12 protein-coding genes and 3 pseudogenes are annotated in these 13,674 nt (G+C 70.3%); 9 read left to right on the top strand and 6 right to left on the bottom strand.

Features of this window, described 5'->3' with window-relative positions; translation table 11 throughout:
- Window positions 1–11 precede the first annotated feature (11 nt).
- Window positions 12–1,079, top strand: coding sequence for a 4-hydroxyphenylpyruvate dioxygenase (gene hppD, locus HZU84_RS17930; RefSeq protein ID WP_244954587.1), 1,068 nt, complete (start codon window positions 12–14; stop codon window positions 1,077–1,079).
- Here hppD and HZU84_RS17925 read toward each other — a convergent pair.
- Complete coding sequence (locus HZU84_RS17925; RefSeq protein ID WP_149505727.1) at window positions 1,073–1,567, bottom strand: copper chaperone PCu(A)C; 495 nt, start codon at window positions 1,565–1,567, stop codon at window positions 1,073–1,075. The genes hppD and HZU84_RS17925 overlap by 7 nt on opposite strands.
- Window positions 1,568–1,767: 200 nt before the next feature.
- Window positions 1,768–2,157 (bottom strand): DUF2946 family protein, encoded by a 390-nt coding sequence (locus HZU84_RS17920; RefSeq protein WP_180693048.1) that lies wholly within the window; start codon window positions 2,155–2,157, stop codon window positions 1,768–1,770.
- Window positions 2,158–2,358: 201 nt separating this feature from the next.
- On the opposite strand from HZU84_RS17920, the gene HZU84_RS17915 reads away from it, so the two are divergent.
- The 7 genes and pseudogenes from HZU84_RS17915 to HZU84_RS20725 all read left to right on the top strand — a co-directional run.
- The gene (locus tag HZU84_RS17915; RefSeq protein WP_149505767.1) at window positions 2,359–4,281 is read left to right on the top strand and encodes a PhoX family protein; all 1,923 of its coding nucleotides are present in this window, start codon (window positions 2,359–2,361) and stop codon (window positions 4,279–4,281) included.
- A 4-nt stretch (window positions 4,282–4,285) separates the two neighbouring features.
- The gene (locus HZU84_RS17910) at window positions 4,286–5,428 is read left to right on the top strand and encodes a hypothetical protein (protein WP_149505729.1); all 1,143 of its coding nucleotides are present in this window, start codon (window positions 4,286–4,288) and stop codon (window positions 5,426–5,428) included.
- A gap of 43 nt (window positions 5,429–5,471) precedes the next feature.
- Entirely contained in the window at window positions 5,472–6,683 is a 1,212-nt protein-coding gene (locus tag HZU84_RS17905; protein ID WP_149505730.1) for a toxic anion resistance protein, read from the top strand.
- The gene (locus HZU84_RS17900) at window positions 6,680–8,335 is read left to right on the top strand and encodes a vWA domain-containing protein (protein WP_149505731.1); all 1,656 of its coding nucleotides are present in this window, start codon (window positions 6,680–6,682) and stop codon (window positions 8,333–8,335) included. The genes HZU84_RS17905 and HZU84_RS17900 overlap by 4 nt, the downstream gene beginning before the upstream one ends.
- A complete protein-coding gene (locus tag HZU84_RS17895; RefSeq protein WP_244954573.1) occupies window positions 8,322–9,002 on the top strand; it encodes a hypothetical protein in 681 nt (226 codons plus the stop codon). Before HZU84_RS17900 ends, HZU84_RS17895 begins: the two co-directional genes overlap by 14 nt.
- Window positions 9,003–9,112: 110 nt before the next feature.
- Window positions 9,113–9,241: a hypothetical protein gene (locus HZU84_RS20730; protein WP_256365886.1), complete on the top strand. Its 129-nt coding sequence runs from the start codon at window positions 9,113–9,115 to the stop codon at window positions 9,239–9,241.
- Window positions 9,242–9,243: 2 nt separating this feature from the next.
- A pseudogene (locus HZU84_RS20725) lies at window positions 9,244–11,148 on the top strand (ExeM/NucH family extracellular endonuclease); the annotation flags it as partial.
- A 10-nt stretch (window positions 11,149–11,158) separates the two neighbouring features.
- On the opposite strand, the pseudogene HZU84_RS21160 reads toward HZU84_RS20725, so the two are convergent.
- The 3 genes and pseudogenes from HZU84_RS21160 to HZU84_RS17875 form a co-directional block, all read right to left on the bottom strand.
- Window positions 11,159–12,090: pseudogene (locus HZU84_RS21160) on the bottom strand (putative bifunctional diguanylate cyclase/phosphodiesterase).
- Entirely contained in the window at window positions 11,996–12,679 is a 684-nt protein-coding gene (locus HZU84_RS21025; protein WP_180693047.1) for a GGDEF domain-containing protein, read from the bottom strand. Before HZU84_RS21025 ends, HZU84_RS21160 begins: the two are co-directional and overlap by 95 nt.
- Complete coding sequence (locus HZU84_RS17875) at window positions 12,676–13,092, bottom strand: hypothetical protein (RefSeq protein ID WP_180693046.1); 417 nt, start codon at window positions 13,090–13,092, stop codon at window positions 12,676–12,678. The genes HZU84_RS21025 and HZU84_RS17875 overlap by 4 nt, the downstream gene beginning before the upstream one ends.
- Before the next feature lie 268 nt (window positions 13,093–13,360).
- Between HZU84_RS17875 and HZU84_RS17870 the strand changes: the two genes are divergently transcribed.
- The gene (locus tag HZU84_RS17870; RefSeq protein WP_149505733.1) at window positions 13,361–13,543 is read left to right on the top strand and encodes a hypothetical protein; all 183 of its coding nucleotides are present in this window, start codon (window positions 13,361–13,363) and stop codon (window positions 13,541–13,543) included.
- A 5-nt stretch (window positions 13,544–13,548) separates the two neighbouring features.
- Here the strand turns inward: HZU84_RS17870 and HZU84_RS17865 are convergent.
- A pseudogene (locus HZU84_RS17865) lies at window positions 13,549–13,674 on the bottom strand (IS5/IS1182 family transposase); the annotation flags it as partial.

Here is a 13,674-nt window from a genome sequence, read left to right as displayed (position 1 = left end):
TCGACAACCCGATGGGCCTGTGCGGCTTCGAGTTCGTCGAGTTCGCCGCGCCGGTGGCCGGCCTGCTCGAGCCGCTGTTCGAGCGGATGGGCTTCTCGCTCGTCGCCCGCCACCGCTCCAAGGACGTGGTGCTCTACCGCCAAGGCGAGATCAACTTCATCGTCAACCGCGAGCCCAGGAGCCTGGCGGCCTACTTCGCCGCCGAGCACGGCCCCAGCGCCTGCGGCCTGGCCTTCCGGGTGAAGGATGCGCACCGCGCCTATGCCCGGGCTCTGGAGCTGGGCGCACAGCCGGTGGAGATCCCGACCGGTCCGATGGAGCTGCGCCTGCCGGCGATCAGGGGCATCGGCGGCGCGCCGCTCTACCTGATCGACCGATTCGAGGACGGCAAGTCCATCTACGACATCGACTTCGAGTTCCTGCCCGAATTCCAGGACGCCGCGCGCCGCCGCCCGGTCGGCCACGGCCTGCGCCTGATCGACCACCTGACGCACAACGTCTACCGCGGCCGCATGGCCTACTGGGCGCATTTCTACGAGCACCTGTTCAACTTCCGCGAGATCCGCTACTTCGACATCCAGGGCGAGTACACCGGCCTGACCTCGAAGGCGATGACCGCGCCCGACGGCCTGATCCGCATCCCGCTCAACGAGGAGGCGCGCCAGGGCGGCGGCCAGATCGAGGAGTTCCTGATGCAGTTCAACGGCGAGGGCATCCAGCATGTGGCGCTGCTCTGCGATGACCTGATCGCGACGGTGGACACGCTGCAGATGGCCGGCGTGCCGCTGATGAGCGCGCCCAACGCGGTCTACTACGAGATGCTGGCCGAGCGCCTGCCCGGCCACGGCGAACCGGTGACCGAGCTGCAGACGCGCGGCATCCTGCTCGACGGCTCCACCGCCGGCGGCACGCCGCGCCTGCTGCTGCAGATCTTCAGCCAGCCGCTGCTCGGGCCGGTCTTCTTCGAGTTCATCCAGCGCAAGCGCGACGAGGGCTTCGGCGAGGGCAACTTCAAGGCGCTGTTCGAGTCGCTGGAGCGCGACCAGATGCGCCGCGGCACGCTGCAGACCGATCAGTGAGCGTGCCTGTGCTCGGCCGCCGCAGCCGGCCGGGCCGCATTCATCGCGCGGGCCTCGGCGCTGACCTCGACCGCGCTGCGCTTGCCGTCGCGGCCCTCGATCACCAGGGTCAGCGGCAGCTTGTCGCCGGCGTTCACCGGCTTGACCACGTCGATCAGCATGATGTGATAGCTGCCGGGCTTGAGCTCCAGCGTCCGGCCCGGGACGATGTCGAGCGCATCGATCGCCTTCATCATCATCCGGTCGCCGTCCATGCGCATCTCATGGATCTCGACGATCCTGGCCGCAGCGGATTTCGCCTCGACCAGCCGCACCGGCTCGGTGCTGCTGATCTGCATGAAGGCGCCGGTGGCCTTCTGCTGGGCGACGGTGGCGCGAACCCAGGGATCCTTGACGCTGACCTGGGCGAGTGCAGCGCCGGTGGCCATGAGCAGCGTGATGCAGGCGGCGACGGCACGAAGCGTGGGCAGAGCGGGAATGGCAGGCATGGGAGCGTCCTTGGGACAAAAGGCAGACAAGGGACAGGCAGAAGCCAACAGAAAAAGACAGAAGCCGACAGGAAGATGAGCAGACGCCGGCGGACGCTGCACTTCAGGCGCAGGGGGGCAATCTCAGGGCATCAGTCGCCGGGCGGAGCCGGAGATTCGGACAAGTTCGGCGCGCCCAGCACATCAGGCACACCCGAGCGTCAGGCGAGCGCAGGCGGGGCCCGGGCGGGCAGGGGAGGATGATGTGCCGCCGCATCCGGCACGAAGTCGATGCGCAGCACCGGCGCAGGCCGGGGCTCGATCAGGCGGTAGTCGGCGCGGCGGTCCGGCTCGGGGAGCAGGGCGCCCAGTGCCGGGCTCAGGCAGGCCGGGCAGTGGCTGCCACCGGCGGCGTCGGTCATGCCGAGCGCACCGGCATCGGTGCGCGAGGACGCCGGCATCGTGGCCGAGCAGATCTCGGCCAGCATCGCCGCACGCACCGGATCGGCGGCGGCCAGCAGGCGCGACAGCGTCGGCGCCAGCGCGACCATCATCAGCAGCACGATGGCCGCGCTGACGAGACGGAAGCTGTGACGACGCCAGAAAAACATTCCGCGATGATAGTGAAGTCGGACATGAAACTTCATGATCCCGTCACGATGTTGCCGGATGCCCACATTCAGGGAAAGACCCGAACTCTGGCGCATCAGCGCGCCATCGCCTCATCGCGTCATGTCATGACACTTTCATGACCCGTGTCCACGATGTGCCGCATCACCCTGTCGCCCGGCGACGCTGACTGCGAGGACACGATGGCCAAGGACTTTTCGCGGATGGAAGACTCCAACCGCAGCACCAACCCCAGCATTCACGAGATGTCGAGCCCGACCCGCCGCCTGCTGCTGCGCGGCGGCCTGGGCGGCGTGGCCGCCGGCCTGCTCGGAGGCCTGGGTGGCTGCGCCAGCCTGGGTCAGGGCACGGCATCGGCCGGCCGCGGCATCGGCTTCGCCTCGGTGCCGATGCGTGCGGTCGACCAGGTGGTGGTGCCTGCGGGCTACACCGCCTCGGTGCTGTACCGCTGGGGCGATCCGGTCGGCGCGACCGCCGGCCAGCCCGTCTTCCGCCCGGATGCCGGCAACACCGCGGCCGAGCAGGCGCTGCAGGCCGGCATGCATCACGACGGCATCCACTATTTCCCGCTCGGCAGCGGCGCCGACGGCTCGGCACGCGGCCTGCTGGCGATGAACCACGAGTATGTCGACGACGGCCTGCTGCATGCCGACGGCATGAAGACCTGGTCGGCCGAGAAGGTCGCCAAGTCGATCGCCGCACATGGCGTGTCGGTGGTCGAGGTGCAGCGCCAGGGCGCGGCCTGGTCGGTGGTGTCGCCGTCGCGGTACGCGCGCCGCATCACCGCGGCCACCCCGATGGCGCTGGCCGGTCCGGCCGCCGGCCATGCGCTGATGCGCACCGCCGCCGATCCGGCCGGCCGCACCGTGCTGGGCACGCTCAACAACTGCGGCAACGGCGCCACCCCCTGGGGCACCTACCTGACCTGCGAGGAGAACTTCGTCAACTACTTCGAGGGCCCCGAGCAGCCCGACGCGCATCAGAAGCGCTGGGGCCTGAAGAAGGGCAATGGCCAGTTCTACCGCTGGCACGAGCATGAGGAGCGCTTCGACGCCAGCCGGCATCCGAACGAGTTCAACCGCTTCGGCTGGGTGGTCGAGATCGATCCCGCCGACCCGAAGGCCACGCCGGTCAAGCGCACCGCGCTGGGCCGTGCCGCACACGAGGGCGCCGCGCTTGCACTGACCGCCGACGGCCGCGCGGTGGTCTACATGGGCGAGGATGCCCGCTTCGAGTACATCTACAAGTTCGTCAGCCGCGACGCGATGAAGCCGGGCGGCGCGGCCGCCAACCGCGAGCTGCTCGACCACGGCACGCTGTTCGTGGCCCGCTTCGATGCCGACGGCCGCGGCGAATGGCTGCCGCTGGTGCATGGCCAGGGCCCGCTCACCGCAGCCCGGGGCTTCGCCGACCAGGGCGAGGTGCTGATCAAGGCCCGCCAGGCCAGCGACCTGCTCGGCGCGACGAAGATGGACCGCCCGGAATGGACCGCCGTCGACCCGGTCAGCAAGGAGGTCTACTGCACGCTGACCAACAACACCAACCGGGGCGGCAACAACCATCCGGCGGTCGACGCGGCCAACCCGCGCACGAACAACACGATGGGCCACATCATCCGCTGGAAGGAAGATGGCGATCTCGACGCGCGCCGCTTCGCCTGGACGCACTTCGTGCTGGCGGGCGACACCACGCTGGCGCGTGCCGAGGCCCGGGGCAACATCCGCGGCGACGCCTTCGGCAGCCCCGACGGCCTGTGGATCGACCCGCGCGGCACGATGTGGATCCAGACCGACGTGTCGACCTCGGCCCTGGGCAAGGGCGACTACGCCGGCCTGCCCAACAACCAGATGCTGGCCTGCGACCCGACCCAGGGCGAGATCCGCCGCTTCCTGCTCGGCCCGGCCGGCTGCGAGGTGACCGGGGTGGTCATGACGCCCGACCTGCGCACGATGTTCGTCAACATCCAGCACCCGGGCGAGTCGCCCAGCGAGCGCAGCGATCCGGCCGACCCGATGAAGCTCTCGCGCTGGCCCGACGGCGCCGGCCGGCCGCGCTCGGCCACCGTGGTGATCCGCAAGGACGACGGCGGCGTGATCGGGAGCTGAGGCGATGCGCAGGCGCTGGCTGGGTCCGACGCTGGCTGGCGTGCTGGCCATCGCGGTGGGCGCCGGCATCTGGCAGTCCGGAGTGCTGCTGCGCCAGGACGAGGCCGAACGGGCGCAGCAGCGCCAGGCGGCCGAGCAGCAGGCCCGGCAGATCCGGCTGGTCGGGCTGATCGGCTCGGAAAAGGCCGAGTTCTTCGCCGATGCCCGTGTCCGGGCCGCGCTGGCGCGCCACGGCCTGGAAGTGACCGCCGAGAAGGCCGGCTCGCGGGCCATGGCGGCGCAGCTGGATCCGGCGCGGCACGACTTCGCCTTTCCGGCCGGTGAGCCGGCGGCGGTGGAACTGCGCGCCCGGGCTCGGGCCGCCGGCGTGTCCGGCGGCGAGACCACCCCGTTCTACACCCCGATCGTCATCGCCAGCTGGCAGCCGATCGCGGCCATTCTCGAGGCCAACGGCCTGGCGCGCCGCGAGGGCGAGCACTGGTTCCTGACCGATCTGCCACAGCTGATCGCGCTGATGAACCGGGGCACGCGCTGGTCCGAGCTGAAGGACAGCGCCGCCTTTCCGACCCGCAAGGCGGTGCTGGTCGGCTCGACCGACCTGAGCTCCTCCAACAGCGCGGCGATGTACCTGTCGCTGCTGAGCTATGTCGCCAATGGCGACGCGGTGGTGCAGGGGCCGGAGCAGGTGCAGCGGGTGCTGCCCGCGGTGGCCGGTCTGTTCCGCCGCCAGGGCTTCCAGCAGGGCTCGAGCCAGGAGCCTTTCCAGGACTATCTGGCGCTCGGCATGGGCAAGGCGCCGCTGCTGGTGGCCTACGAGTCGCAACTGGTCGAGTTCTGGCTGAGGCACCCGCAGCGGCGCGCCGAGGCGGCGCAGGTGATGCTCTATCCACGACCGACCGTCTACTCCAAGCATGTGCTGGTGCCCTTCAGCGACAAGGGCCGTCGGCTGGCAGCGGCACTCGAGGGCGATGCCGCGCTGCGCACGCTGGCGCACGAGTTCGGCCTGCGCACCGGCGGCGAGGAGCGCGGCCCGGCGACCTGGGCCCGGCAAGGCGTCCAGGTGCCCGAAACGCTGGTCGACGTGGTCGATCCGCCCGATCCCCGCTGGCTCGAAGCGCTGATCACCGCCATCGAGACGCCCCCTTGAAATCCGAAGTCCGAAGTCCGTCGACGAGCATGAGGAGTCCGTGATGAACGAGCTGTCCCCCCCGAGCGATCTGGCGCTGCAGGCGCCCGAGGCGCTGACCCCGATCCCGGTCGAGAGCGCGAGCGGCCGGGTGCGGCTCAAGCCCGAGGCGGTGGCAGCGCTGGATGCGCAGGTCGCCGACTTCGTCCAGCAGGTCAGCACGCTCGACCCCCAGGACCCGAAGTTCCGCGACTGCGTGCAGCGCATCCACGGCCTGGGCAGCCGCGACATCGAGGGCGCGGCGGCCGTTTCCAGCCGGATGCTGGAGCGGCCGGTGCGCACGCTGAACAACGGCCTGATCGATGGCAGCTCGGGCATCGGGCACACGCTCGTGGACCTGCGCCGCACCGTCGAGGCGCTCGACCCCTCGCGCCAGGGTGACCTGCTGGCGCCCCGCCGGCTGCTCGGGATGATTCCGATGGGCAACCGGCTGGCGGACTACTTCGCACGATTCCAGTCCTCCCAGGCGCATCTGAACGCCATCCTGGAGGCGCTGCGACGCGGCAAGGACGAGCTGATGCGCGACAACGCCGCGATCGAGCAGGAAAAGCTCCATCTGTGGACGCTGATGGAGCGGCTGGAGGGCCATGTCTACCTCGGCCGCCAGCTCGACGCCAAGCTGGAGGACCGTGCCGCCCGGCTCGAGCTGCAGGACCCCGAAAAAGCCCGGGTGGTGCGCGAGGACATGCTGTTCTACATGCGGCAGAAGGTCATGGACCTGCTGACCCAGCTCAGTGTCAGCATCCAGGGCTATCTGGCGCTGGACATGGTGCGGCGCAACAACCTGGAACTGATCAAGGGCGTCGACCGGGCCACCACCACCACGGTGTCGGCCCTGCGCACCGCGGTGATCGTGGCACAGGCGCTGGCCAACCAGAAGCTGGTGCTCGACCAGATCGGCGCGCTCAACACCACCACCGGCCACCTGATCGAGCGCACCAGCGAGATGCTGCGCCAGCAGACCGGCACCCTGCACCAGCAGGCCGCCTCGAGCACGCTCGACATCGCCCAGCTCCAGCGGGCCTTCCAGAACATCTACCAGACGATGGATGCGATCGCCAGCTTCAAGACCGAGGCGCTGGGCTCGATGCAGGCCACCGTGGAGCTGCTCGGCGCCGAGGTCGACAAGGCACGCCAGCAGGTGGTGCGGGCACGCCAGTCCGAGGGCACGCTGCTGTCCGGCCGGCCCGAGCATCCAGCCGGAGCACGCCCGTGAACGCCCTGGCCGCGCTGGCGGGCACGCTGCTGGCCGCTGCACTGCTGGGCGGCTGCGACCGATCCGGTCCGGCGCCCTCCCCCCAGGCCGCGTCCTCTTCGTCCGCCGGCGCGCTGCGGATCCTGGCCGGCTCCGAGCTGCGCGAGCTGGCCCCGGCGCTGCAGCAGGCCGCGCAGCAGGCGGGCGTGCCGGTGCAGTTCGAGTTCGCCGGCTCGCTGGACATCGTCGATCGCAGCAACCGCGCCGGACCGGGCTCGGACGAGCGCGGCTTCGACGCGATCCTGCCCGCGGGCGGCGCCTATCCGGCCCTGGCGCTGCAAAGTCCGCCGCTGGCTGTCGAGCGGCTGTTCTATTCCCGCATCGCGCTGGGCGTGAAGACATCGCGCTGGCGCGAGCTGGGCTGGGACCGCCAGCCGCCCGGCTGGGCGCAGATCGCCGAGGCGGTGCGGGCGGGTCGGCTGCGCTACGCGATGAGCAGCCCCAGCCGCTCCAACAGCGGCATGAGCGCGCTGTTCGCGGTCGCGGCCGCAGCAGCCGGCAAGACCGAGGACATGACGCTGGCCGATGTGCGCACGCCTGAGGCCGAGGCGCTGCTGCGCGATTTCCTGTCCGGCCACAAGCTCACCGCCGGCAGCTCGGGCTGGCTGGCCGAGGCCTACGGGCGCGAGCAGGACACGCTCGACGCGATGGTCAACTACGAATCGGTCATCCTGGGTCTGAACGCCCGCCAGGGCACCGATGCGCTGAAGGAGCCGCTGGTGCCGGTCTACCCGGCCGACGGGGTGATCTCGGCCGACTATCCGCTGATGCTGCTGGCGCCCGCCGACGAGGCACTGCGTGCGCGCTTCCAGAAGCTGGTGCAGGCCTGGCGCAGTGCGGCAGTGCAGGGCGAGGTGCTGGCCCAGGCCTTCCTGCGGCCATCGAATCCGGAGGTGCGCCCGGCTGCGGCGCTGCCGGTCACGCCAGTGGTCGAGCTGGCCTTTCCCGGCCGTCTGGAGGTGATCGACGCGGTGCTCGGCGCCTGGCAGGGCGAGTGGCGTCGGCCCGCCACCGCGATCTTCGTGCTCGATGTTTCCGGCTCGATGGAGGGCGAGCGCATCGCGGCGCTGCGGCAGTCGCTGCGACTGCTGGCCGGCGCGGAGCCGGCCGACAGCCTCAGCGCCCGCCATGCCCGCTTCCAGCAGCGAGAACGGGTGGTGATGCTGCCGTTCGGCTCCGAGGTCGGTCCGGTCGAGCGGGTGGAGTTCGGCGCAGCCGGCACCGACATCGGTGCCAGCGCCCAGGCCGCGGACACGCAGGCCGCCGCGCGCATCCGCGCCTATGCCGAGGCGCTGTCGACCGGCGGTGGCACCGCGCTGTACTCGGCGCTGGCCCGGGCGCTGGAGATCGCCCGCCAGGAAATGCGCATGAACCCGGACCGGCTGGTCTCGGTGGTGCTGCTGTCCGACGGCCTGAAGACCGCCGGCATCGATCTGCAGGATTTCGAGCAGCGCTGGCGCGACGGCGACCCGGTGCGCATCTTCCCGATCCTGTTCGGCGATGCCAGCCAGAGCGAGATGCAGCACATCGCCGCGCTCGGCGGCGGGCGGGTCTTCGATGCCCGATCGGCCTCGCTCGAGGCGGTCTTCAAGGACATCCGTGGCTACCAGTGATGGCCACCGGCAGGGCCGGCCACGGTCGCGGCCAGGGTCGGGACTGCGCCGGCGCCTGCTGCTGTGGCTCTATTCGAACAGGCACATCGCCGGCAGCCTGCTGGCCTGTGCCGGGCCGGGGCTGCTGTTCGCCGGCGTGATCCGCGAGGGCTGGTGGGCGATCACCGCCGGGCTGTACGCGATCGGGGCGCTGCTGGCGCCCAGCCCGCTGCACCTGGTGCAGCGTCTGGACGAGTCCCTGACGCTGGCCGAGCTGCCTGCCCGGCTCGATGCGCTGATCGACGAGGTGCGGCCGATCCTGGGCGAGACCGCGCTGGCGCATCTGGCCGGCATTCGCGCCTCGGTGAACGATGTGCTGCCCCGGCTGGAGGCCCAGGGCCAGGGCGGCGACAGCGGCGAGCTCTCGTTCACGCTGCGCGAGACGGTGATGCGCTATCTGCCCGAGACGCTGGCCAACTATGCCGCGCTGCCACCGGCCTTCCGGGTGGCGCATCCGCTCGAAGGCGGCCGGACCGCCCGGCAGCTGCTCGACGGCCAGCTTGCGCTGCTCGACGAGCAGCTGCGGCAGGCGGTGCTGCTGGTGGCCCGCGGCGACGCGCAGGCCCTGCTCGCCAACGGCCGCTTCCTCCAGGACCGTTTCGGCCATGCGGATTTCCGGGCTGACTGAAGCGCAGCCGGCGGCGCGTCATCGTGCTGTCCCGTCGTCTTCACGCGCCTGTCACCGCCAGGGCCGATCGTGAGATCCTGTCACCGTGCCACAGGAATCAGGAGTCCGCCATGTCCACGCTGCCTGTCACCGCCCGCCGCCACCGGCCAGCCCGTTCCGTGTTCGCGTTCCGGGGCTCGGTCCTGGGCCTGCAGCTGCTGGCCCTGGCCTGCACGCTGCTGTTCGGGCTGATGAGCTGAGGATGTCGCGCCGGGTCCGAACGGGCCTGCGCCTGGCCTGGCCCGCGCTGCTGCTGTCGGCGGCCACGCTGCCGGCAGCGGCGCAGTCGGCCGCCTGCACGGCTTCCTTCACCGCCGCACCGGCGATCCAGGGCCGGGGTGCCGCCACCGCCCTGGCCGGCGCGACCGTCACCGTCCAGGGCATCGTCGTCGGCGACTTCGAGGGACCGTCGCCGGCCCTGCGCGGCTTCTACCTGCAGGACGAGCAGGGCGACGGCGACGCAGCCACCTCGGACGCGATCTTCGTCTTCAACGCCGACCGCGACGAGGTCAGCGTCGGCCAGCGGGTTCGGGTGACCGGCACGGTGTCGGAATTCCAGGGCCAGACCCAGATCTCCGCCCAGGCCGGCACGCTGGTGGCCTGCGGCAGCGGCACGGTCGCGCCGGTGGAGCTGCGACTGCCCTTCGCCAGCGCCGACGATGCAGAGCGCCTCGAGGGCATGCTGGTGAGACTGCCGCAGACGCTGCAGGTCACCGAGCACTACCAGCTCGCCCGCTTCGGCCAGGTGCTGCTGAGCTCGGCCGGCCGCCAGATCCAGCCGACCCAGATCCACCCGCCCGGTGCGGCCGCGCAGGCGCTGCTGCAGGCGCAGCAGCTCGACCGGCTGATCCTCGACGACGCGCGCAACGCCCAGAACGACGACCCGATCCTGTTCGCCCGCGGCGGCCTGCCGCTGTCGGCCGCCAACACCCTGCGCGGCGGCGACAGCGTCAGCGGCGTGGTCGGCGTCATGACCTGGACCTGGGCCGGTGCGAGCGCCAGCGGCAATGCCTGGCGCGTGCGTCCGATCGGCGCGCTCGGCGGCACCCTGCCGGCCTTCCAGCCGACCCACGCGCGCCCGACCGGTGCACCGCAGCCCCAGGGCACGCTGCGGGTGGCCTCGTTCAACGTGCTGAACTTCTTCGACAATGTCGCCGGCTGCAGCGGCGGTGTCGGCGGACCGAGCCTGGCCTGCCGCGGTGCCGGCTCCGATGCGAGCGGTGCGGCCGCCCAGGCCGCGCAGTTCGCGATCGAGTATCCGCGCCAGCGTGCCAAGACGGTGGCGGCGATCGGTCGCATGAACGCCGACGTGGTCGGCCTGATCGAGATCGAGAACGACGGGCACGGGCCGGGCAGCGCGCTGCAGGCCCTGGTCGATGCGCTCGATGCCGCCAGCGCGCCCGGCACCTGGGCAGCGCTGGATGTCGACACGCGCCTGGGCACGCCGAACCGCCTCGGCAGCGACGCGATCAAGGTCGCGCTGATCTATCGCCCGGCCCGGGTGAAGCCGGTCGGCCGCACCGCGGTGCTCGACAGCGCCGAGTTCGTGCGTGGCGGCGATGCCCGCGAGCGCAACCGTCCGGCGCTGGCGCAGGCCTTCGAGCAGGGCGACGGCGCACGCTTCGTCGTCGCGGTCAACCACCTCAAGAGCAAGGGCAGCGCCTGCGACACGCCGGATGCCGGCGACGGCCAGGGCGAATGCGCCCAGGTGCGCCGCCGCGCCGCGGTCGCGCTGCGCCAGTGGCTGGCCACCGACCCGACCGGCACCGGCGAGGCCGACCTGCTGGTGATCGGCGACCTCAACGCCTATGCCCGCGAGGATGCGGTGAGCGCCTTCACCGCCCAGGGCTGGACCGACCTGATCGGCCGCGACGCCGGCGGCATCCAGGCCACCAGCTATGTCTTCGATGGCCGCTGGGGCTATCTGGACCACGCGCTGGCCAGCGCCTCGATGGCGGCGCAGGTGGTGCGTGCGCAGCACTGGGCGATCAACGCCGACGAGCCGGCCGCGCTGGACTACAACATCAACTTCAAGAGCGCCGGCCTGCAGGCCTCGCTGTACGCTGCCGACGAGTTCCGCAGCTCCGATCACGATCCGGTGCTGATCGATCTGCGGCTCAGGCGCGAGCGTCAGCCAGCTGAGATCGGTCCGTCTGCGCATCGAGCCAGCGGTCGATCTTCAGCCGATGCACCGGAAAGCGGTGCAGATAGGACAGGCTCGAGTAGCCGGTGCCGAAATCGTCGATCGCCAGGCGCACGCCCATCGCACGCAGCTCGGCCAGCCAGCGCAGGGCCTCGTCCTCGTGACCGATCAGCACCGACTCGGTCAGCTCCAGGCGATGCGCCGGCAGGCCGTGGCGCGCCCGGAAAAGTCGCCGCCACGGAACTGCATCGCCGAGACATTGACCGCGACCACCAGCTCCGGCCAGGCCGCGGCCTGCCGGCAGGCCTCGTCGAGCACCCAGTCGCCCAGCGGCACGATCAGGCCGCTTTCCTCGGCCACCGGAATGAAGCGCTCGGGCGAGGCCGGCACCGTGCCGTCGGGCAGGCGCCAGCGCAGCAGCGCCTCGACGCCGGTGATGCAGCCGTCGCTCAGCCGGCGCTGCGGCTGATAGAGCAACCTGAACTGATCGGGCAACCGGTGCAGCGACTGGTGCAGGGCACCGCGAATGTGCTCCTGCTCGGTCAGACGCGCGAGCATCGGCGGCGAGAACAGACAAGGCTGACGCAGCCCCGCACGCTTGGCCTCGTAGAGCGCGGCATCGACATGGCGCATCAGCGTCTCGGCGCTGCGACCGTGCTGCGGCGACACAGCCACGCCGATCGAAACCGTCGCATGCAGGACCTGGCCGTCCAGATCGAAGGGCCGGCCCAGCTGACGGATCAGCGTGTCTGCCAGCAGCAAAGCCGCATTGCCTTCCTGGCCGGCATCCGGGAGCACGACCATGAACTCGTCACCGGACAGCCTGCACAGGCTGGCCGCGCGGCCGATCTTGGCCTCGAACCGGTGCGCCACCTGGCTGGCACAGCAGCTGATCGCCTCGGGCATGTCCGTAGGTGTCGTTGATCTGCTTGAAGCCGTTGAGGTCCATGCAAAGCACGCCTACGCCCATGCCCATACCCACTTGAGGCCTTCGCTCTTCCTGCTGCTGCAAGGCCTGACGGAGCTGCCCGATGCCCTTGACCCGGTTGGGCAGACCGGTCAGGGCGTCATGCAGGGCCAGGAACTCGAGATCGCGATGGCGCCGCCTGCGGTCGGAGCGCCAGCTCACGGCACAGATGTGCAGCACGCAGAGCAAGGCCATGTAATCGATCCAGGCCAGCGTCGACAGAAGGTCCAGCGCATCCGGCAACCAGTCGTGGCTGTGCATCAGCAACAGATAGGCCTGCATGCCTGCGAAGCACAGCGTCAGGCTCAGCCGAATGGAGCGCAGATCGGGCCTTGAGATCGGCTGGCGCCAGATCGCCAAGGGCCAGAGCAGGACATGGAGCAGCATCAGCAGGAGCCGCACCGTTTCGCCGGGCGCCAGCGTCAGTGGCAGGACCAGATCCGTGCCGGCGAATGAGGCCGAAAGCGCAGGTCGATGCAGCCCGCCCTCCAGGCTCTGGAGGATTCGCCCTGACACCGGATCGATCACCTGGGCGCGAAGGGTCGCGCAATGCGCCAGCCACGCAGCACCACCAGGCGGTGCAAGGGCTGTCCAGCGCCATTCGTGAGCGATGCGGTCAGCCAGAGGGTGGCGTTCTTCCACAACCCGTTGCGATTGGCCAGCGTGGCAGGCCGCCATCCGGGCTGACGCAGCACCTCGTGCTCTGCAGAGACCGCCGCCGCCGGCTGCATCAGCACCCGCATCGATTCGGTCAGATCGAACCGGCCTTCATGCCCGGACGCGAGCCCGGACGAGAGATCGACCGGCGAATCACGCTCTGGCAGGAACGCAGGCGACCCCACCGCGTTCGAGGTCGTGGCCAGTGCCCAGACCAGGATCGCAAGCCATGAAGCCAGAACAGGATGGGCCCGGCCCCAGAGTCGGGAGGATCGATGAATCATTCGGGACGAGCCCGGGGAAACAGCGATCCAGGCAGGAGTACAGATTGGTACCGTCTATTTTGCCGGAGATGGCCGAGCCCATCGGCACATTGTCAGAAAAACGTCAGATTTATCACTTTCGTGCGGAAGGCTGCGCTTCCGGCCGTGATTTCCCAGGATGCCAGCGGCCTCCATTCGATCAAATCAGACGATCCGCAGTCCTGTGTCGACCTCGGTTCAACCCTTCCATGCCATGAAATCCGCTGTTCTTTCTGCGCACAGACCAGGCTTGCGCCTGTCGCACCGACTCGCGCTGGGCTTCGCCGCAATGCTGCTGCTGCTGCTGCTGGCTCTGAGCGGCCTGGCATTGCAGCGCATCGAGATGCTCGACCGCACGCTGGTGCGGCTGGCCGGCGACGAGGCCGAGCGCAGCCGGGTGGTGCGCGATCTCGAGCGCTGCGCCCAGGCTTAGAGCGACTAACAAAACCGAATCAGCGTGCGCAGGCAGATGACGCAACAAGCCAGGCTGAGCAAGGCAACGTGCGTCTCAACTTGGCGCTCGAATCGGACGCGCAGCTTGCCAAACGCTGCCAGCCACGCATG

The organism is Sphaerotilus sulfidivorans (assembly GCF_013426975.1).
Taxonomy (GTDB): Bacteria; Pseudomonadota; Gammaproteobacteria; order Burkholderiales; family Burkholderiaceae_C; genus Sphaerotilus; species Sphaerotilus sulfidivorans.
The sequence above is the reverse complement of the archived record's forward strand: the minus strand, read 5'-3'. Positions and strand labels throughout refer to the sequence as shown.

Excerpts from the sequence above, each read along its gene's own strand:
- hppD (WP_244954587.1), top strand. The coding sequence starts at position 12 with ATGGGCCTGTGCGGCTTCGAGTTCGTCGAGTTCGCCGCGCCGGTGGCC.
- HZU84_RS17925 (WP_149505727.1), bottom strand. The coding sequence starts at position 1,567 with ATGCCTGCCATTCCCGCTCTGCCCACGCTTCGTGCCGTCGCCGCCTGC.
- HZU84_RS17920 (WP_180693048.1), bottom strand. The coding sequence starts at position 2,157 with ATGTTTTTCTGGCGTCGTCACAGCTTCCGTCTCGTCAGCGCGGCCATC.
- HZU84_RS17915 (WP_149505767.1), top strand. The coding sequence starts at position 2,359 with ATGGCCAAGGACTTTTCGCGGATGGAAGACTCCAACCGCAGCACCAAC.
- HZU84_RS17910 (WP_149505729.1), top strand. The coding sequence starts at position 4,286 with ATGCGCAGGCGCTGGCTGGGTCCGACGCTGGCTGGCGTGCTGGCCATC.
- HZU84_RS17905 (WP_149505730.1), top strand. The coding sequence starts at position 5,472 with ATGAACGAGCTGTCCCCCCCGAGCGATCTGGCGCTGCAGGCGCCCGAG.
- HZU84_RS20730 (WP_256365886.1), top strand. The coding sequence starts at position 9,113 with ATGTCCACGCTGCCTGTCACCGCCCGCCGCCACCGGCCAGCCCGTTCC.
- HZU84_RS17875 (WP_180693046.1), bottom strand. The coding sequence starts at position 13,092 with ATGATTCATCGATCCTCCCGACTCTGGGGCCGGGCCCATCCTGTTCTG.